This is a genomic window from Nocardia sp. NPDC050408, assembly GCF_044458905.1.
Taxonomy (GTDB): domain Bacteria; phylum Actinomycetota; class Actinomycetes; order Mycobacteriales; family Mycobacteriaceae; genus Nocardia.
In genome coordinates this window covers 85867-108555 of sequence record NZ_JBITIL010000023.1, presented here as the reverse complement: position 1 = coordinate 108555, position 22689 = coordinate 85867, and the positions used below count along the sequence as shown (strand labels likewise).

The following is a 22689-nucleotide window of genomic DNA, read 5'->3' as shown; positions in this document are numbered from 1 at the left end:
ACCAAAGACAACACACCCGCCACATGCGCAGCAGCAACCTCACCAACCGAATGCCCCGCCACAACATCGACACCAACACCCCAAGACTCGAGCAGCCGAAACAACGCCACCTCGAACGCAAACAAACCCGCCTGCGCAAACACCGTCCGATCCACCAGATCCTCAGACACCAACGCCACACCCAGCGAAACCGACTGCCCCAGCAACGGATCCAACTCAGCAACAATCACATCGAAACACTCCGCAAACACCGGATACGACGCACGCAACTCCACAGCCATACCAGCCCACTGCGCACCCTGACCCGAAAACACCAACCCCGTCGAACCCGACACCACACGACCAGACACCACACCCGAAACCGTTTCGCCACGACCCAACGCCCGCGTACCAGCCCGCAGACCATCACCCTCAGCCGACAACACCACGGCCCGATGATCAAACAACACTCTCGAAGTCACGAGCGAGAAACCGACATCAATCAGATCCAGGTCATGGTCGCCGACATGCGATGCCAAACGCCTGGCCTGCTCAGCAAGAGCCTCACCACTACGCGCCGAAACCACCCAGGGCAAGACCGCACTCAGCGGAGCCGTCTCAACTGCCGGCGCCGAGTTGGCCACCCGAGCCTCCTGCGCCACCGGTACCCCGGTCACCGGGGCCTGCTCCAGGATTACGTGAGCATTAGTGCCGCTGATCCCGAACGAGGACACACCAGCACGACGCGGCCGACCCACCTCCGGCCACGACTGCGGCTCGGTCAACAACCGAATATTGCCTCGAGTCCAATCGACTTTGGTACTCGGCTGGTCCACGTGCAGCGTTCGTGGCAGCACACCGTGGCGCATCGCCATCACCATCTTGATCACACCACCCACACCCGCGGCGGCCTGGGCATGACCGATGTTGGACTTCAACGAACCCAACCACAACGGACGATCCGCATCCCGCTCCTGCCCATACGTCGCCAGCAACGCCTGCGCCTCGATCGGATCACCCAACGTCGTTCCGGTGCCATGGGCCTCCACCGCGTCAACCTCGGCAGCAGACAAACCGGCATTTGCGAGGGCTTGGCGGATGACCCGCCGCTGCGAGGGACCATTCGGCGCGGTCAAACCATTCGACGCGCCATCCTGATTCACGGCGGAACCGGCGACGACCGCCAGTACCTCGTGTCCATGCCGTCGAGCATCGGAAAGCCGTTCCAGCACCAGCACGCCGACACCCTCGGCCCAGCCAACGCCATCGGCGGCATCGGCGAAGGACTTGCACCGCCCATCCGGCGACAGCCCTCGCTGCCGACTGAATTCCACGAAGGTCTCCGGTGTGGCCATCACCGTCACACCACCGGCCAACGCCAGATCACACTCACCCGACCGCAGCGACTGCGCAGCCAAATGCATCGCCACCAACGACGACGAACACGCCGTATCGACCGTGACCGCCGGACCCTCGAAACCGAAAACGTACGAAACTCGTCCGGACGCAATGGATCCCGTATTCGCATTGGCCGGATAGTCGTGAAAGGACATGCCGGTGAAAACGCCGGTCGAACTGCCGCGCAGCGAACCCATATCGACGCCGGACCGCTCCAGCGCCTCCCAGGAGGTCTCCAGCAGCAACCGCTGCTGCGGATCCATCATGGTGGCCTCATTGGGACTGATACCGAAGAAGTCGGCATCGAAATCGGCTGCCGAATAAAGGAATCCACCAGTGCGCGCGTAGGTCTTACCCGCCGCACCCGGTTCCGGGTCGTAGAGACCCTCGATATCCCAGCCACGGTCGACCGGCAGCTCGCCATTCGTGTCGATGCCGTCCGCGACCAACTGCCACAGGTCTTCCGGCGCGGAAACACCACCCGGATACCGGCAACTCATCGCGACGATCGCGATCGGATCATCATCAGCGCGAACCCGGCTGGCCACGACCTCGTCGACAGCCGCCGTGCCCGCGAGCTGCGAACCGATGAACTCGGCGACAACCCGCGGGTTCGGGTAGTCGAAAATGAGCGTGGCCGGAAGCTTCAGGCCGGTCGCGGCATTGAGCTTCTTGCGGAACTCGACCGCGCCGAGGGAGTCGAACCCCAGCTCCTGGAAAGTCCGTTGTGGCTCAACAGCATCCGCGGCGGCGTGTCCGAGAACCTCGGCAGCCACCGATCGAACGAGGTCGAGCACTGCCTGCTCATCGAGCAGAGCCCGACCCACTGCCGGGGTTCCGGCGTCATCGCGCGCCGGGCTCGGCGCGATCGCACGGACCAGTGCCGGAACCTGCTCGCCCCCGGTTCGAAGTACGACCGGATCGACCCGCAATGCCACCACCTGAGCGGATTCGGTGGCGATCGCCGCGTCGAACAGCGCCAGACCCTCGGCCTCGGTCAGCGGCGGGAAACCCTGTCGACGAATCCGCTCGATATCGACCTCGGAGAGCATGGCTCCGAGGCCGCTGGTGGCCGCCCACAATCCGAAATCCACAGCGGTCGCGGGCAATCCCGCACCGCGGCGGTACGCGGCCAAGGCATCCAGGAAGACGTTCGCCGCGGCGTAATTCGCCTGACCGGCCGCTAGCACCAGACCACCGGCCGAGGACAGCAGGACGAACAGCGACAATGAGTGATCACGGGTGAGCGTGTGCAGATGCCATGCCGCATCGGCCTTCGGAGCGAAGACATAATCGACCCGCTCCGCGGTCATCGACTCGATCAGGCCGTTGTCGGCGGTGCCCGCCGCATGCACGACACCGATCAACGGATGCTCGTCCGAAATGCTGTCGATCAACGCCGCCAACGCATTGCGATCGGACACATCGCAAGCAACGATGCGTACCCGCGCACCGAGCTCTGACAGCTCATCGCGCAACCCCGCCGCGCCCGGAGCGTCCAAACCCCTACGCGAGGTCAAAACGAGCTGGCCCACACCGTGATTCACAACAAGATGCCGGGCGATCAACGCACCGAGACCACCGGTCCCACCGGTAATCAACACGGTGCCGGGCTCTTCCAGCCTGACAGCCTCGCCAACCGCATGGTGACTGAGCCGTGGTACCAGCCGGGTCGTGCCGCGTAGCGCAACCTCCGGTTCCGTCGCCAGCGCCGCAACCGAGACCAGATCCCGGTCCAAGACGTGGTGATCCAGGTCGAGGAGCTGGAACCGGTCCGGGTGCTCGGCCTGCGCGGCACGCACCAAACCCCACACCGGGGCCTGCCCCAAGTTCACGGGCTCGGAAACATCTACGGAAACAGCATTTCTCGTCACCACAACGAGGCGAGAGTCCGCGAAACGCACATCGCTCAACCACACTTGGACCGCGTCGAGGACACCGGTCACGACCTGTCGCGCCACCTCCGGCGGCGCACCATCGAACTCGGGGCACTCGAACAACACGACCTCGGGAACAACCGCATCCTCGGCCGCATCCAAGTCGGCAATCAGTACCGCGAGATCGCCCGACACTGCCACCCGGTTCGGGTCGACCACCGCCGACGAATGCGGACCAGCGACCCACTCCACACCGAACAATGACTCCGACACCGAGTCCGCGTCGCGGTTCGCGCTGTCGACACCGGCTCGGCGCGAAGGTTCGAGCCAATAGTGTTGGCGGTCGAAGGCATACGTCGGCAGTTCCACCACCGCCGCCTCGGCTCCCGCGAACACCGCGGCGTTCCAGCGCACCGGCACCGCCCGCACGAACAACCGCGCCAACGCGGTGAGCATCTCGGCGGGTTCGCCGCGCTCGGGGTGCAAGACCGCGACGGTGGTCGCGTCCTCCGGCAGGCATTCGGCCGCCATGGCCGACAGCACCCCGTCGGGGCCCACCTCCACGAAGGTGTTCACGCCCCGCGCCCAAGCCGCCGCCGCGGCGTCGGCGAACCGCACCGGGCGGCGCACCTGATCGACCCAGTACTGCGCCGAGCACCACAGCTGGGGATCCGCCACCGCACCGGTCACCGTCGAGATCACCGGAATCCGAGGCGGATCGAACCGCAGCCGCTCGACCACTTCGGTGAACCGCGCCAACATCGGTTCCATCAACGAGGAATGGAACGCATGGCTGACCCGTAGCCGCTTGACGCGCCGCCCGTCCGCTCGCAGCCGCTCGGCGAGGTCGTCCACCGCGTCCTCGCGACCGGAGACCACCACGGCCGCCGGGCCGTTGACCGCGGCCACATCCACCCCGTCGAGCCCGTCCAGCAGTGCGGTGGTCTCCTCCTCGCTGGCCTGCACCGCGAGCATCGCTGCGCCGGTGGGCAATTCCTGCATCAACCGACCGCGCGCCGCGACCAGCGTGCAGGCATCCGCCAGGTTCAGCACGCCGGCGACATGCGCGGCGGCGATCTCACCGATCGAATGCCCGAAGACGACTTCCGGTGTGACACCGCATGATTCGAGCAGGCGATACAACGCCACCTCGATGGCGAACAGCGCAGGTTGGGTCAGCCGGGTCTGTTCCAGCTCCGTTCCGTCGCTGATCGCCTCCCGCAGCGAAAGTCCGAGCAGCGGGTCCAGCTGCGCGCATATCCGGTCGAACGCCTCGGCGTACACCGGGAACCGCCGGTACAGCTGCTGGCCCATGCCCGCCCGCTGCGATCCCTGCCCGGCGAACATCACACCCACCCGCGCGGTCGACCCATCGCCGGACACGACACCGGGGCCGGGCGCTCCAGCCGCCACCGTGCTCAGTCGGCCCAGCAGTTCGGCACGGTCGTCGCCCACGACCACGGCCCGGTGGTCGAATACCGCGCGAGTCGATACCAGCGAATACGCCACCTCGGACGGCGACAGGGCGGGATCCGCGGCCACGAACTCGTGCAATCGCGCGGCCTGCGCCCGCAACGAGGCCTCCGACTTCGCCGACACCACCCACGGCACCACCACCGGGGCAGCGCGTCCGGCACTGTCGGAGGTCGCGCCATCCTCGAATTCGACCGGCTCGACGGCGGATACGTCTTCGAGGATGACGTGCGCGTTGGTGCCGCCGATACCGAAGGAGGACACCGCAGCACGGCGTGGCCGCTCCGGGTCCTGCGGCCAATCCCGTTGCCGGGTCAGCAGTTCGACCGCTCCGGCCGACCAGTCCACCCGTGGGGTGGGCTCGTCGACATGCAGGGTCGGGGGCATTACCCCGTGCCGCATGGCCATGATCATCTTGATCATGCCGCCCACGCCGGCCGCGGCCACCGAATGGCCGATATTGGACTTCAGCGAGCCCAGCCACAGCGGACGGCCCGGATCCCGGTCCTGTCCGTAGGTGGACAACAGCGCCTGCGCCTCGATCGGATCACCCAGTACCGTGCCGGTGCCGTGGGCCTCCACCACATCCACGTCACCGGTCGTCAGCCGCGCATTGGCCAGCGCCGTGCGGATCACCCGCTGCTGCGCGGGACCGTTCGGCACGGTCAACCCATTGGACGCGCCGTCCTGGTTGATCGCCGATCCCCGGATTACCGCCGACACCCGATGCCCGAGTCGCCGTGCGTCCGAAAGCCGCTCCAGCACCAGCATTCCCACGCCTTCGGACCAGCTCGTACCGTCCGCCGACGCCGCGAAGGACTTGCACCGTCCGTCGACCGCCAGGCCCCGCTGGCGCGAAAACTCCACGAACATACCGGGCGAGCCCATGACCGTCACGCCACCGGCCAACGCCATCGCGCACTCCCCCGAGCGCAACGACTGCACCGCCAGGTGGACCGCGACCAGCGACGACGAACACGCCGTGTCGACCGATACCGCCGGGCCTTCCAGACCCAGCGTGTAGGCGACGCGCCCCGAGAGCACGCTGCCCGTCGTGCCGGTCAGCAGGTAGCCGCGCAGATCCACCGGACCCTCGCGCAGCAGATCGGTGTACTCGCCATGCGACGCGCCGGCGAACACACCGGTGTCGGAGCCCCGCAACGTCGACGGGTCGATACCGGCTCGTTCGAGCGCCTCCCAGGATGTCTCCAGCAGGAGCCGCTGCTGCGGGTCCATCGCCAGCGCCTCACGCGGGCCTATCCCGAAGAAGCCCGCGTCGAATTCGGCCGCGTCGTAGAGGAATCCGCCCGATCGCGTGTACGACTTGCCCTTGGCTTCCGGGTCCGGGTCGTAGATGCCGTCGTCCCAGCCGCGGTCGGCCGGGAACTCACCAATGGCATCGATGCCTTCCGAAACCAAGTGCCACAAGCCCTCCGGGGACGCCACGCCACCCGGGAACCGGCACCCCATACCCACGACCGCGATCGGCTCGAACCTCTGATCTTCGACTTCCCGCAGGCGCTTGCGAGCCTGGCGCAGATCAACGGTGAGACGCTTCAGGTAATCCAGGTGCTTTTTATCGTCGGCCATCTGCTCAGGCATCCAGTTCTCTGTCCAGAATCGCGTAGAGCTCCATTTCGGAAGCGTCTTCGATATCGTCTTCGCGGAAAGCGCCGTCGGTGTCCAGTCGAGCGGTCCAGCTCGTCGTGATGGACTGCAAATGGGACACGATTCGAGCCTTTTCCGATTCGCCCCAATTTCCGCTGGCGAGAGCGGATTCCAATTCCTCGAATACCGCGTCGATCGAGCGGGTCTTGGTTTCCACTCGCTCTTCGGTGAGTTGTTCGAGGAGATGGTCGGCGAGTGCGGCCGGGGTCGGGTAGTCGAAAACCACCGCGGCCGATAAGGAAAGGCCGGTGGCGGCCTCGAGCCGATTGCGCAGCTCCACCGCGCTGAGCGAATCGAACCCCAGCTCTTGGAAGGCGCGATCGGGGCCGATCGCGGACGCCGCGTCGTGGCCGAGCACGGACGCGACGTGGGTGCGCACCGAATCGAGCACCACCTGAGGCCGCCGATCGGCGTCCAGAACCGCGAGCTGTTGCCGCAGACCAGACATCGCCGCCGGGACCGCAGGGCGGCGAGTCGTCGCCGGCGCCAGCTCCCGTAGCAGCGGTGGCAGCAGTCCGGCATGGGCTCGCGCGCGGATCGCGGCGGTATCCACCGCGGCGATCACCGCGTGCGCGGCGTCCCGTGCGAGCACCGCGTCCCAGGCCGACAATGCCGATTCATCCGAGATCGCCTGGAACCCGCCACGATTCATCCGCGCCATATCGGCCGCACCCAGATGCCCGGCCATACCGCTCGACCGGGCCCACGGCCCCCACGCCAGCGACTGACCTGTCAGCCCTCGCGCCCGCCGGTACGCGACCAGTCCGTCGAGAAACGTATTCGCGGCCGCGTAGTTGCCCTGACCCGGACCACCGACCGTGCCCGACACCGACGAAAACAACACGAACGCGGCCAAATCCAGATCCGCCGTCGCTTCGTGCAGATACCAGGCGGCGGCGACCTTCGGCGCGAGCACCGCCGCCACCCGCTGCGCGGTCAGCGACGCGATAACGCCATCGTCGAGCACACCCGCCGCATGGATCACCGCCGTCAACGGCCACTGCGCGGGCACCTCGTCCAGCAATCCGGCCACCGCGTCGGCATCGGTGACATCGCAGGCCACTACCCGCACCTGCGCGCCGAGTTGCTCGAGTTCGGCGCTCAGCGCCGCCACACCTTCGGCGCGCGGGCCGCTGCGACTCACCAGCAACAACGACCGCACCCCATGCTCGACCACCACATGCCGAGCCACCACCGCGCCCAAACCGCCTGTGGCGCCGGTGATGAGCACCGTCCCGGTACCGAACGCGGCTGCAGCACCGCGCTCCGGGGACGCGGTCGCGGGCCGGGTGAGTCGAGCGGTGTGGAAGACACCGGCGCGCACGACCACCTGAGGTTCGCCCACCGCCGCGATGGCGGCCGCGAGTCGCTCGTCGACGCGAATGTCCGCGTCCACCAGGATGATCCGACCCGAACCCTCCGCCTGCGCGGCACGCACCAGACCCCATACCGCGGCACCGGCGAGATCAGTGAGGTGTTCACCGGGCAGCGCCACCGCGCCGCGCGTGGCGATCAGCAATGTGTTCGTCGCGAACCGATCCCGCGCCAGCCACTCCTGCACCAGCTCGAGAATCCGTACGACCTCGGTATCCGTACCGGCCACCACATCAGTGCCCGTCGTGCCGTTCCACCCGGCCCCCGCCTCGACCACCACCACGGGCAGTGCCGGTGATTCCGGATCCGACTCCGGTGCGGTCGGCGACCACACCACCTCGAGCACCGAATCGGCCCCGCGGCTCGCACCCGCGGCGGCGAGCTGTTCCAGTGGCATCGGCCGCATCGTGACCGACCCGGACAACACCGGCAGGCCCACTTCGTCGGTCACCCTTACCGATACCGACGAACCGGCCGCCGTCACATGCGCGCGCAATACCGATGCCTCGGTCGCGTACAGCGACACCGACTCCCATGAGAACGGCAACATCACCTGCCCCGCGCCGATCTCGAGCACATCGGCCAGCAGTCCCGCCTGGAGCGTCGCGTCCAGCAGTGCCGGATGGATGCCGAATCCCTCGGCCCGCACCCCGGTGTCGGCATCGACGGCGATCTCGGCGAAAACCTCGTCGCCACGCCGCCACAATCCCCGCACACCCTGAAAGGCAGGTCCCAGTCCGTAATCCCGCGTCAAGAACTTCGAGTACGCGACATCGACACCGGTGGCCGCGGCGGGCGGCCACGCCACGGGTTCGGGTGCGATGGTGTCGATTCCGGTGGTCAGCACGCCGTGCGCGTGCAGTTCCCACGGCCCGTCAGGGTCGTGCTCGCCACGGGAGTACACCGATATCGGCCGCCGCGGCGACTCGACGTCGGGTGCGCCGACGACGACCTGGATCCGCACGCCGCCGGACGCGGGCAGCACCAGCGGCGCTCGCAGTGTCAATTCCTCGATCGCCGGGCACCCGGCTTCGGCCCCGGCACGCAGCGCCAACTCCACGAACCCCGTCCCCGGCAGCAATATGACCCCGCCGATGACGTGGTCGGCCAACCACGGCTGCGACAGCGGTGACAGGTGCCCGGTCAGGACGACGCCACCATCGACCATCGGCACGACCGCATCCAGCAGGGGGTGTTCCACCACAGCCAATCCCGCGGATTCGATTCCGGCGGTGCCATGCGAGGGCTGGAGCCAGTAGCGACGGCGCTGGAAAGCATAGGTGGGCAAGGACACTCGCGAGACCGGGCGGGCGGTGAAGAACGCGCTCCAGTCGACGTCGACCCCGACCGTGTGCGCGTGCGTCAGGCAGTTCACGAACTGCTCGATCTCCGCGCGGCCGCGGCGTGCGGACGCGATTACGGAAACCTGCGATTCGATTTCTTCCGGCAGGCACTGGCGGGTCATTGCGGTCAGTGCCGCGTCCGGACCGACTTCCAGGAAGCGGCGCACGCCCGAGGCCACCAGAGTGTCTATGCCCCTGGCGAATTGAACCGCCTCCCGCACCTGCTGGACCCAGTAGGAGGGTTCGAGCACTTCATCTCCGGTGATCCGGCCGGACAGGTTCGAGACCAGGGGAATCTGCGGGCGGTGGTAAGTCACATTCCTTGCGACAGACTCGAATTCGGCCAGCATCGGCTCCATCCGATGGGAATGGAACGCATGCGACACCCGCAGCCGCGAGGTCCTGCGCCCGCGGTCGGCGAACCGCTGATCGAGCGCATCGACCGCGTCCTCGTCACCGGAAACCACCACGGCTGCCGGCGAATTCACCGCGGCAATGGATACTCGATCGTCGACCAGCACCTCGGATACCTCGTGCTCGCTCGCCGCGACAGCCAGCATCGCGCCGCCTTCGGCCAGCTGCCCCATGAGGCGACCACGCGCCGCGACCAAACGGCACGCATCCGCTAGCGACCACACTCCGGCGATGTACGCGGCGGCCAGCTCACCGATCGAATGTCCGACCAGGACATCGGGTGTCACACCGAACGAGTCCAGGAGTCGGTACAGCGCGACTTCGTACGCGAAAAGCGCGGGCTGGGTGAACTCCGTCCGATCCAGCACACCGGCATCAGCACTGTCGGGGCTGCCACCGGCGGGCCGACCGGTGAACATCAACAGCTTCAACGACCCGCCGAGCAGTGGATCGAACTGCTCGCACACCTCGTCCAACGCGGCAGCGAACACCGGGAACGCCTCGTACAGTTCACGTCCCATCCCGACCCGCTGTGCGCCCTGCCCGGTGCACAAGAAGGCTGTCTTGCGTGTCACCGCCCTCCCGGTGGTGACGCCGCTGGCGGTGCACGCCGATCCGTGTTCCGCGAGCGCTGCCAGTCCGGCGAGTATTGTGTCCCGTTCGCCGCCCGCTACCGAGCCGCGCCATTCCAACCGGGCACGGGTCGTCAACAGTGAATAGCCGATGTCGTCGACCGTCAGGTCGGGGTGTTCGGTCGCCCAGTCCAGCAGCTTGGCTGCCTGCGCACGCAGGCCCTCTTCGGTTTTCGCCGATACGAACCACGGGCAGACACCGGAAGCCACTGTCTTCGCACCACGATCGGTGGCATCGTCCGCCGGTTCGACCGGGACCTGCTCCAGTGCGGGGGCCTCTTCCAGAATCACGTGGGCGTTGGTACCGCTGGCTCCGAAGGAGGACACACCGGCGCGACGCACCCGCTCTCCCGCGGGCCACGGTTCTGCCTCGGTGAGCAGCCGCACCGCTCCCGCCGACCAGTCGACGTGTGGGGTCGGGGCATCGACATGCAGCGTCGCGGGCAACGTTTCGTGTCGCAGCGCCTGCACCATCTTGATCACACCGCCGATACCGGCGGCGGCGGAGGTGTGCCCGATATTCGACTTGAGCGAGCCGATCCGCAACGGATCTCCAGCGCGATCGCGACCGTAGGCGGCGATCAGCGCCTGCGCCTCGATCGGGTCACCGAGGCTGGTGCCGGTGCCGTGCGCTTCGACCGCGTCGATGTCGGCGGGCGTCAGACCGGCAGCGGCGAGGGCCTGCGCGATCACCTTTTCCTGCGAAGGACCGTTCGGTGCGGTCAGCCGGTTGCTGGCCCCGTCCTGGTTGACCGCGCTGCCGCGGATGACCGCGAGGACCTGATGGCCCTTACTGCGCGCGTCCGACAACCGCTCGACCGCGAGCATGCCGAGGCCCTCGGAGAATCCGGTCCCGTTCGCCGCCGCCGCGAAGGCTTTACACCGTGCGTCCGGGGACAGCGCACGCTGCCGACCGAAAGCGATCAGCAGACTGGCGTCGGACATCACCGTGACGCCACCGACCAGGGCGAGCGAGGTCTCCCCCTGACGCAGTGCCTGACAGGCGAGGTGCAGTGCGACCAACGACGAGGAGCACGCGGTGTCCACCGAGAGCGTCGGACCTTTGAAACCGAAGGTGAAGGCGACGCGCCCGGATAGGACGCTGGCCGAAACACCCGCGTAGGCATGGCCTTCCGCCTCGGCTGTCAGACCCGGCGAACCCACGCGCGGGCCGTAGTCCTGGTGGATCACGCCCGCGAACACACCGGTGTCACCTCCGCGCAGCGACGTCGGATCGATACCGGCATCCTCCAATGCCTCCCATGCCGCTTCCAGAAATAGGCGCTGCTGCGGATCCATCGCCGCGGCCTCGCGCGGAGCTATTCCGAAGAATCCCGGATCGAAATCGCCTGCCGAGTCCAGGAATCCGCCTTCCCGGGTGTAGATGGTCCCCGGCCGATCGGGATCGGTGTCGAACAGACGCTCGAGGTCCCAGCCGCGGTCGGCCGGAAAAGGACCGATGGCGTCGGTGCTGGAGGCCACCAACTCCCACAGCTGCGCCGGAGTTTCGACGCCGCCCGGGTACCGACAGCTCATGCCCACGATCGCGATCGGTTCGCTGGCACGGTCTTCCAGGTGCTGGATGTGCTTCTTGGCGGTTCGGAGGTCTCCGGTGAGCTTGCGCAGATACCGGCTGAGACGTTCCTCGTTGCTGGTGCCGGGGTTGCTCATGCTGGACCAAACTCCTCGTCGATCAGGTCGAAAAGCTCACTATCGGAATGCAATTCGAGGTCGTCGTAGTCGCCTTCCGGCGACTTGCCGGTCAGATAGTCGCGCAGGCGCTCGTTGACGCCCCGCAATCCGGCGACGGTCTCGTCGTCGCTGCCGCCCGCGATAATCCGCTCGAGCATCGCCTCGAGGCGCGCGAGGTCGTCGGGCACCGTCGATGTCGGTTGCGCGGGTGCCGTCACCACGGTCTGCGCCAGCAAGTAGTCGGCGATATCTCCCGCGGTGGGGTAGTCGAACACCAGGGTCGAGGGCAGCGAGAGCCCCGTAGCCTTGGAAAGCCGGTTGCGGAACTCGACCCCGCCGAGGGAATCGAAGCCGAGTTCGTCGAAGCCGCGATCGGGTCCGATGTCGTCGACCGACCCGTAACCCAGCACCGTCGCCACGTGTTCGCGCACCAGGTCCAGGACGACCCCACGTCGCTTCGCCTCCGCCACACCGTGCAGACGCTCCCCGAGCGACGGTCCATCACTCGATGTCGTGGCCGCCCGGCCGCGTGCGCGAACGAACCCGCGCAGCGCCGCCGGGACCGCACCGGTATGCGCTTCCAAGCGCAGTTTGTCGGTATCCAGGTGCATCAGCGCCGACACCGGTTCCGCCGTGGTCAGCGATTCGTCGAACAACCGCAGGCCGTCGGTGCGGTTCAGCGGGGCAAGCCCGAATCGCTCCAATCGGCCCATGGCGGTGTGATCCAGAGCGCCGGTCATGCCGATGTCCTGCTGCCACGGACCCCAGGCGAGCGCGAGGGCCGGTAGTCCTTCGGCGCGGCGTCGCACCGCGAGGGCGTCCAGGAAGCTGTTCGCGGCAGCGTAATTCGCTTGACCGGCCGAACCGATCATTCCGGCGATCGAGGAGAACATCACGAACGCCGACAGATTCATGTCCCGGGTGAGCTCGTGCAGATGCCACGCCGCATCGGCCTTGGGAGCGAACACCCGATCGACCTGATCATCGGAGAGCGTGTGGAACGTGGCGTCGTCGAGCACGCCCGCGGTGTGCACCACACCGGTGAGCGGGAATTCCGCGGGCAGGCCCGACAGCAGATCTCGAAGCGCGTCGCGGTCGGTGACATCGCAGGCGGCGATCCGCACCTGGGCACCGAGTCCGGACAGCTCCGCCGCGAGTTCCGTTGCGCCGTGGGCACGCTCGCCACGGCGAGATACCAGCAGTAGCCGTCGCACGCCGTGCGCGGTGACCAGGTGCCTGGACAGCAGCGCACCCAATCCTCCGGTTCCACCGGTGATCAGCACGGTCCCGGTCCCGAACGAAACCGGCTCGGCCGCAGCGGATGTCACCGCCTCCAGCCGTGGTGCCAGGACCAGGTCGCCCCGCAGGGCCAGCTGTGGTTCTCCGGTCGTGATCGCGGCTCGGATGAAGTCGGCCGTAATATGCCGCGCACCAACGGATTCGTCCGCGTCGAGCAGTACGATCCGCTCCGGATATTCGGTTTGCGCGCTACGTATCAGCCCCGATACCGCAGCCGATGCGGTATCGGGCGTCTCATCGGGCAACGCCGCCGCACTTCCGGTCACCACAACCAGCTGCGACCGTGCGAATCGCTCGTCGGCCAGCCAGCCGTTCACCATGCGCAGGGCAACCTTCACTCGATCACTCACGGACGAGCGCGAATCACCGTGCGGTGCAGTGAATTCGGACCAGACAACGATATCCGGGACGGTAGGGGCCGCAGCGAGAGCCGCCAGATCCAGGTACCGCTCAGCGATGCCGGGCACCTGCGTGGTTCCGAGCACGGCTGTGCTACCGCGCCGGATGATTCCGTCAGGCGTCTCGACCGCTGCCCAGCGCAACGCATACCGGGCCGCACGTCCACCCGACAGCGTGGCCCGGAACTGCTGGACGTCGTAGGAGCGCATGACCACTTCATCGACGGAAACCACCGGGTTTCCGTCCTGGTCGACCGCCACGACGGTGATCGCCTCACCGCTGCGCTGGATAGCCATCACCCGCAATGTCGTGACCTTGGACGTGGTGTGGAATTGCGTCGCGCCCCAGCGGAACAAGAGTTTGCCCTCGGCGGGATTGCCCTTGTCGTCAGACCAGATCAAACCGACGAGTCCGGCATGTAGTGCCATATCGAACAGCGCCGGATGCAGCTGGAACCGTTCGGCCGAGACTTCCTCATTCAGCGTGACCTGGGAGAACATCGTGTCGCCACTGCGCCATGCGGCGTCGATGCCGATGAACGAGGCACCGTATTCCAGTCCGGCGACACGCGCCACCTGGGCCGGAATCCAGTCGGCATCCACCGGTTCGGCATCGATCGGCGGCCACGGCCCGTTGCGCAGCATGTCCACGAGTCCGATGTCGAGCAGCTGTTGACCGCTCATCACGCCGCTGGCATTGCGCGTCCACTCACCGTCGGCGGTGTCGGTCAGGCGGTAGTGGAATGTGAACGATCGACGTCCCGTGGGATCCGGTTCCCGCACCAGTACCTGGAGTTCGACATCGCCGTCTGGCGGCGGGAGGATCGGCGACTCGAGGGTGAGCTCTTCGACGGCGTCGCAACCGATTCGCCTGCCCGCGACCAACAGCATCTCCATGAGCGCGGCGCTCGGAACGAGCACCACACCATAGGTGGTGTGGTCGGCGATCCATGGATGGGTGCGCAGCGAGAGCCGTCCCGAAAACAGCCACTCGTCACGGTCGGCCACCCGAACCACATCGGTGAGCAGCGAATGCTCCGACACATTCCTGGCCTCCCCGCGGCCGGGTTCGAGCCAGTACCGCCGATGTTCGAAGGCATAGGTGGGCAAGGCGATTCGGGATACCTGGAGGGTGCTGAACAACCCGTCCCAGTCGACGGCAACCCCTGCGGTGTGCGCCTGGCCGAGCATCGTGAGGAACTGCTCTACCTCGTCGTGATCCCGGCGGGTCGCCGCGGCCACCACAGATCGAGCCTCGACGTCCTCGGCAAGCGTTTGCCGCGTCATCGCCGCGAGCACCGCGTCGGGTCCGACTTCGAGGAAACGGCGCACGCCCGAGGCCACCAGCGTCTCGACGCCGGGCGCGAAACGCACCGCGGCGCGCACCTGCGCCGCCCAGTACTTCGGATCCAGGATCTCGTCGTCGGCGATCCGGCCAGAAATGTTGGACACCAATGGAATCCGGGGGGCGTTGCAGGTCACTGCCGCAACGAGGGTCTCGAACTCGGCCAGCATCGGCTCCATCCGATTGGAATGGAACGCATGCGACACCCGCAACCGGCTCGTCTTGCGACCCCGTTCGGCGAACTGCCGATCGATCTGGTCGACGGCGTCATCGTCACCCGAGATCGCCACGGCCGCAGGCGCATTCACCGCCGCCACCGACACCCGATCACCGAATCCGGCGATCACCGCGCGAACGTCGGCCTCGGACGCGGCGACCGCGAGCATCGCGCCGCCTGCCGGCAGCGCATCCATCAGCCGCCCTCGCGCCGCGACCAGCGCGCATGCGTCCTCCAGTGACCACACACCGGCCACATACGCCGCGGCCAGTTCACCGATCGAGTGCCCGATCACCACATCCGGAACAACTCCGAACGACTCCAACAGCCGATACAGCGCCACCTCGAACGCGAACAGTGCGGGCTGGGTCAATCGTGTGCGATCCAGCATCCCGGTTTCCGCGGCGACCCCATGATCGTCGATCAGGTGACCGGTGAACATCGCCTGCTTCAGGGAACATCCGAGTCGCGGATCGAACTGGGCGCACACCTCGTCCAGTGCCGCGGCGAATACCGGGAAGGCCTCGGCGAGACCCGCGCCCATACCGATCCGCTGCGCGCCCTGACCGGTGAACAGGAAGGCGGTCTTCCCGGAGCCCACAGTGCCGGAAACCACTCCGGCCGAGGAGGTTCCGGCGATCAGACGCGCCAGCCGCGCCAGCAGTTCGTCGCGATCGCCGCCCAGGACCGCCGCCCGCGACTCGTGCTGCGCCCGCGTCGTCACGAGCGAATACGCCACATCCGCCGGATCGGCGTCCGGGTTATCGATGAGCCACTGTCGGAGTTTCGCCGCCTGTCCTCGCAGGGCCGTCTCATTCTTGGCCGACACCAGCCACGGCACCATCGTGCGTGGACGGTCGGCGGCCCGTGGCGAGCCGACCGACTGTGGGACCGGCGCTTCCTCGAGGATCGCGTGCGCGTTGGTGCCGCTGACACCGAACGACGACACGCCCGCTCGCCGGACTCGTCCACCGGCAGGCCACGGCTGGGCCTCGGTCAACAGCTGGACATCGCCCGCGGACCAGTCCACGTGTGGGCTCGGCTCGTCCGCATGCAGTGTCTTCGGCAGGGTTTCGTGTCGCAGCGCCTGCACCATCTTGATCACGCCACCGACACCTGCCGCGGCGACGGTATGGCCGATATTCGACTTGATCGATCCGATCCGCAGCGGTTGTCCCGCACGGTCCTGCCCATACGCAGCGATCAGCGCCTGGGCTTCGATCGGATCACCCAACGTCGTGCCGGTGCCGTGCGCCTCCACCGCGTCGATGTCCGCTGGCTCGAGCCCGGCATTCGCCAGCGCCGCCGCGATCACCCGCTCCTGTGACGGACCATTCGGCGCGGTCAAACCATTGCTCGCGCCGTCCTGGTTCACCGCCGTTCCACGCACGAGGGCGAGGACGTTGTGCCCCAGGCGCTTTGCGTCGGAGAGCCGCTCCAGCACCAGCACACCGACTCCCTCGGAGAAGGCGACGCCGTCGGCATCGGCCGAGAAGGCCTTGCAACGGCCATCGGGCGAGAGACCGCGCTGCCGAGCGAAATCGACGTAGAGGTAAGGACTGGCCGCGACCGTCACACCGCTCGCCAGCGCCAGCGAGCTCTCCCCTTGACGCAGCGCTTGGCAGGCCAGATGCAGCGAGACCAGCGACGACGAGCATGCGGTGTCCACGGTGACCGCCGGGCCTTCGAGACCGAGGACGTAGGCCACCCGTCCGGACATCACGCTGCTCGTGGTGCCGGTGAGCCGGTAGCCCTCCAGGTCACCGGCCACCCGATCGACGTAGCCCGAGTAGCCCGCGCCGACATACACGCCGGTGTCGCTGCCCCGCAACGACACCGGATCGATGCCCGCGTCTTCCAGAGCTTCCCAGGACACCTCCAGCAGCAGACGTTGCTGCGGGTCCATCGCGGAGGCTTCCTTGGGACCGATCCCAAAGAATCCTGCGTCGAAATCGCCTGCGCTGTAAAGGAATCCGCCGCGCCGGGTGTAAACAGTACCGGGCTTGTCCGGATTCGAATCGAACAGCCGCTCCAGATCCCAGCCCCGATCCGACGGGAAATCGCCGGTCGCGTCGGTCCCGGAGGCAACGAGATCCCATAGCTGCTTCGGTGATTCGACGCCGCCGGGGAACTGGCAGGCCATGCCGACGATCGCGATCGGCTCGTCCGCCCGGACCCGGCGGACAACATTCTTGACGGGTTCGCCCACTGTCGGCTCGACGCGGGACTGCACCAGCTTCGCCACCGCCGCCGGCGTCGGATAATCGAACACCAGCGTCGACGGCAACTGCAGGCCGGTGGCCTTGCCGAGCCGGTTCCGGAATTCCACGCCACCCAGCGAATCGAAACCGATCTCGTCGAAGCGCTGGTCGGGTCGGATGTCGGCGGCCGAATCATGCCCAAGCACTGCCGCCGCCGCTGTGAGCACGACCTCCAACACCACCTCGCCACGCCGCGCTTGTGGCACACCCGCCAACCGGGCGGCCAGCGAGCCTGCCGCCGCGGCGACCGCCGCCTGTTGCGTCAGGCGCGTCGAACGCCGCACGAATCCACGCAGCACCGCCGGAACCGCGTCGACATCGGACTCGCGACGCAAGACACTCGCGTCGAAGCGGATCGGAGCCGGACGCGCATCCGAGTGAGCGAGCGCTTCGCCGAAAAGGCGCGTCCCTTCCGCACTTTCGAGCGGGCTCAGTCCCAGGCGATCCCACCGCGCCAGGGCGGCGCGGTCCAAGCCACCGGTCATACCGCTGCCCTGGTTCCACGGCCCCCACGCCAGCGACGTAGCGGCCAACCCCGCAGCCCGCCGCCGCTGCGCCAGCGCGTCCAGGAAACCGTTCGCCGCGGCGTAGTTGCCCTGCCCCGATGACCCGAGCACCGTCGCGATCGACGAGAACACCACGAACGCGGACAGATTCAAACCACGAGTCAGCTCGTCCAGATGCCATGCGCCGTCGACCTTCGGTGCCAGCACCCGGTCCACCTGATCAGCGGTCAGCGACTCGACGGTGCCGTCGTCCAGAATTCCCGCGGTGTGCACGACAGCGGTCAGTCCGGCGATCGAATCCAGCAGGTTCCGCACCGCGTCGCGATCGGCGACATCGCACGCGACGACCCGAACCTCGGCGCCGGCCCGCGTCAATTCGGCGGCCAGCTCGGCGGCACCGGGCGCGTCGGATCCTCGACGTGACGTCAATACCAGACCGCGCACACCGTGCTCAGCAACGAGATGACGGGCGAACAACGCACCGAGTCCACCCGTACCGCCGGTGATCAGCACCGTCCCATCCCCGAACGACGACCGCGCCCCCGGGTCCACGGAAGCGGACGCGCGCACCATCCGAGGAACCAGAATCTCTTCACCTCGGACCGCGGTCTGCGGCTCGCCCGACCGCAATACCGCGCCGATGCGGTCCGCATCGAGCGGCCGCGCCGGATCCTCGTCGACGAGGACGAACCGTCCGGGATGCTCGGACTGCGCACTGCGCACCAATCCCCAGACCGCCGCCGCGCCCGGATCCGGAGCCTCCTCGGGCAACCCGACGGCACCTGTCGTCACCACGACCAGCCGGACATCGGACAGACGTTCCTCGGCGAGCAAGGACCGCACCGTCGCCAACGCGCCGTGCACGCTTGCCCGCACCGATCCCGGACCTTCCCTGAAAGGCGCGCTCGCCCGCCACACCACAACACCGGGAATATCCTCGGCCGCAACGACATCGGCGACCGACACGTATTTCGGGCCTATCCCCGCCACCGTCGTGTCCCCGAGCACCGCCATGGCCGGTGCGGATCGGTCGACTGCCGCGACCGATTCCGCGGTGGGCTCCCAGCGCACCTGGTACAGGCCCGCCTCGTCACCGACGAGACTGCTCCGGAATTCCTGCACGTCATAGGGACGCATCACCACCGCGTCGACCGACACGATCGCAGTACCGTCCGGATCGACCGCCGCGACCGACACGGTCTCGGGTCCGGTCGCGACCGCGATGACCCGAAGCGAGGTCACCTCATCCGTTGTCGACTCGTGGAAACGTGCACCGCCCCACCGGAAAAGCAGCCTGCCGGTATCGGGATCGGAATCCCCATCGCGCCACAGCAACCCGGCGAACCCCGCGTGCATGACCATATCCAGCAGGGCGGGATGCAGGTCGTGCCGTCCCGGCTCCGGCGCCGCATCGGTGTCCAGCACGATCTCGGAGAAGACCGTGTCGTCGCGTCGCCACGCGGCGCGCACGCCGACGAACGCCGGACCGTACTCGAGCCCGGCGAGCTTCGCGATCCGCTCCGGCAGCCCCGCACTGTCCACAGCCTCGGCGTCGACCGGCGGCCACTGCTCCTCCCGTAGCCGCGACACCAGCGCCGAATCACCATCCCACCGAGCACCGAGCACACCGGTGGCGTTGTGGATCCATTCGGCATCGGAAGACTTGCGGAAATAGAACTCGAACGGACGCCGCCCGGCGTCGTCCGCCGCCTGCACCAGCACCTGCAACTCGACCTCGTCGCCCGCCGTCGGCAGAATCGGCGCCTGCAAGGTGAGCTCCTCGACCACCCCGCAACCGATCCGGCGACCCGCGACGAGGAGGAACTCGATGAACGTCGCGCTCGGTACGACCACCACGCCGTAGGTCATGTGATCGGCGATCCACGGGTGAGTACGCAGCGAGAACCGGCCGGTCAACAACCATTCGTCGGTACCGGCCAACCCGACCACACCGGTCAGGATCGGATGATCCGTCGACGACGGCGATGCGTCGAGGGCGCCCGACAACCAGAAACGGCGACGCTGGAAGGCATAGGTGGGCAACGGAATCCGATGCGCCACACGCCCGGCGAACAACGCACGCCAGTCCACTCGCGCACCCGCGACATGAACCTGTGCCATGGCAGTGACGAACTGCTCCAGCTCATCGACCGACCGCCGAGCAGCCGCCGCCACCGACGACACCGACTCGACCTCCGGGTGCTCGGCCAGACAGCCACGCGTCATTGCCGCCAGCACCGCATCCGGTCCGATCTCCACGAACCGCCGCACACCTGCCTCGACCAGGACATCGATCCCCGGCGCGAACCGGACACACCCCCGCACCTGCTCGACCCAGTACTCTGGATCGGTCAGCTCCGCAGCGACCACGACCGCCGAAACATTCGAAACGATCGGCAGCGACGGCTCGCGATACGTCAATCCTGCGGCGACCGAACGGAACTCGGCCAACATCGGTTCCATCCGCGCCGAGTGGAACGCATGGCTCACCCGCAACCGATTCGTCTTCACACCCTCGGCGGACAGCAGCCGCTCGATCTCATCGATGGCATCGACGTCCCCGGACAACACCGTCGACGATGGACCGTTGACCGCCGCGATCGACACCCGGTCGGCGAAATCGGCGACGATATCGACAGCTCGTCCCTCGTCGATCGCCACCGCGAGCATCGCGCCGCCCACCGGCAGGGCACCCATCAACCGGCCGCGCGCCGCCACCAGCGTGCAGGCGTCCGAAAGCGACCACACCCCTGCCACATACGCCGCCGCCAACTCACCGATCGAATGCCCGATCAGCGCATCCGGTGTGACACCGAATGATTCGATCAGCCGGAACAACGCCACCTCGAACGCGAACAACGCTGGTTGGGTGCATTCGGTCCGATCCAACACACCCTCGGCGTCGGCGAACATCAGCTCTTTCAGCGAACGACCCAACAGCGGATCGAACTGCGCACAGACCTCGTCCAACGCGGCAGCGAACACCGGGAACGCCGCGTACAGGCCAGCACCCATCCCTGCGCGCTGCGCACCCTGCCCTGTGAACAGGAACGCCGTCCTATCGGAACCGGCATCCCCTTCGATCGTGCCGTGCGCACCCGCGGCCAGATCGGCCAGACCGGCGAGCAGTTCGTCCCGGTCACGCCCCACGACCGCACCGCGACGGTCCAGCTGTGCCCGCGAGGTCGCCAGGGAATACGCCATATCCCGCATATCGACGTCGGGATCGTCGATCAACCGCTGCCGCAGTCGATCCGCCTGGGCACGGAGGGCTTCGTCGGACTTGGCTGATATCAACAGCGGAACGACCTCGGCCACAACGGATTTCGTGGCCGGTTCGGGCTCGGATTCGGCCGCCGACGCCACGGTAACCGAAGGCGCGGGCGCTTCCTCGAGGATGAGGTGGGCATTGGTGCCGCTGGCTCCGAACGACGAGACCCCGGCTCGCCGGATCCGATCCCCCACCGGCCACGGCTCATTGTCCCGCAGCAGCCGCACCGTGCCCGCGGACCAATCCACATGCGGTGTCGGCGCATCCACGTGCAACGTCTTCGGCAGCACGCCGTGCCGCATGGCCTGAACCATTTTGATCACGCCGCCCACCCCCGCGGCAGCCGAGGTGTGACCGATATTCGACTTCAACGACCCCAAACGCAACGGCGCGCTCTCGCGCCGCGTGCCATACGCGCTGATCAGTGCCCGCGCCTCGATCGGATCCCCGAGCATCGTCCCGGTGCCGTGCGCCTCTACCGCGTCGATATCCGACGGGGTCAGGCCGGAATTCGCCAACGCGGACGCGATCACTTGTTCCTGCGACGGACCGTTCGGCGCGGTCAGGCCGTTGCTCGCACCATCCTGATTGACAGCACTCCCACGCACCACCGCAAGCACGGTGTGACCGAGCCGCTGGGCGTCCGAAAGACGCTCCAGCACAAGTACTCCGAGCCCCTCTGAGAATCCGGTTCCATCAGCAGCCGCCGCGAAGGCCTTACAGCGCGCATCGGGCGACAACGCACGCTGACGCGCGAATGCGATCAGCAAGGCTGGATCCGACATGACGGTCACCCCACCCGCCAACGCCAGCGACGTATCGCCCTGCCGCAGGGCCTGGCACGCCAGATGCAATGCCACCAGCGACGACGAGCAGGCGGTGTCGACCGATATCGCCGGACCTTTGAGCCCGAACGTATACGCGATCCGCCCGGACAGCACAGCGTTCGAAACACCCAGGTAGGCATGGCCTTCGGTCTCAGCGGTGATATTCGGCGAGCCGATGCGGGGACCGTAATTCTGATGAATGACTCCGGCGAAGACGCCGGTGTCGCTGCCGCGCAACGACACCGGATCGATTCCCGCATCCTCCAACGCTTCCCAGGACGCCTCCAACATCAGGCGCTGCTGCGGATCCATCGCCGCGGCCTCACGCGGGCCGATCCCGAAGAAGGCCGCGTCGAACTCGCCGATGGCGTCGAGGAACCCACCGTCACGGGTGTAAATGCCGTTCGGCACATCGGGATCCGGGTTGAATAGCCGTTCCAGGTCCCAGCCTCGATCGGCCGGGTAGTCCCCGATGGCGTCCACACCGTCCGCCGTCATCCGCCACAGGTCTTCAGCGGAGCGCACGCCACCGGGATACCGGCAAGCCATACCGACGATCGCGATCGGTTCCCGCGACCGGTCGGTGAGCGCGCGCAGTTGCTGTTTGGTCTGGTAGAGCTCCTTCGCGGTCTTCTTCAGATACTGGCGTAGCTCGTCGTTGTCGGCCATCGGTGGAACTCCAGATCGTATTTGCTCAGCTGAGGTGGTCGCGGAA

At 67.3% G+C, this 22689-nt stretch carries 2 protein-coding genes and 1 pseudogene; all 3 read right to left on the bottom strand.

Annotated elements, in window-relative coordinates:
• Nucleotides 1-6317, bottom strand: a pseudogene (locus ACIBJI_RS37720) (type I polyketide synthase); the annotation flags it as partial.
• Nucleotides 6318-6321: 4 nt separating this feature from the next.
• Nucleotides 6322-11829, bottom strand: a complete 5508-nt coding sequence (locus ACIBJI_RS37715; protein ID WP_397087937.1) for a type I polyketide synthase — start codon at nt 11827-11829, stop codon at nt 6322-6324.
• The gene (locus ACIBJI_RS37710) at nt 11826-22643 is read right to left on the bottom strand and encodes a type I polyketide synthase (RefSeq protein ID WP_397087935.1); all 10818 of its coding nucleotides are present in this window, start codon (nt 22641-22643) and stop codon (nt 11826-11828) included. Before ACIBJI_RS37710 ends, ACIBJI_RS37715 begins: the two co-directional genes overlap by 4 nt.
• Between the last annotated feature and the right edge of the window lie 46 nt (nt 22644-22689).

What these genes read in the sequence shown, in the direction of transcription:
- ACIBJI_RS37715 (WP_397087937.1), bottom strand. Translation starts at nt 11,829, where the DNA reads ATGAGCAACCCCGGCACCAGCAACGAGGAACGTCTCAGCCGGTATCTG.
- ACIBJI_RS37710 (WP_397087935.1), bottom strand. Translation starts at nt 22,643, where the DNA reads ATGGCCGACAACGACGAGCTACGCCAGTATCTGAAGAAGACCGCGAAG.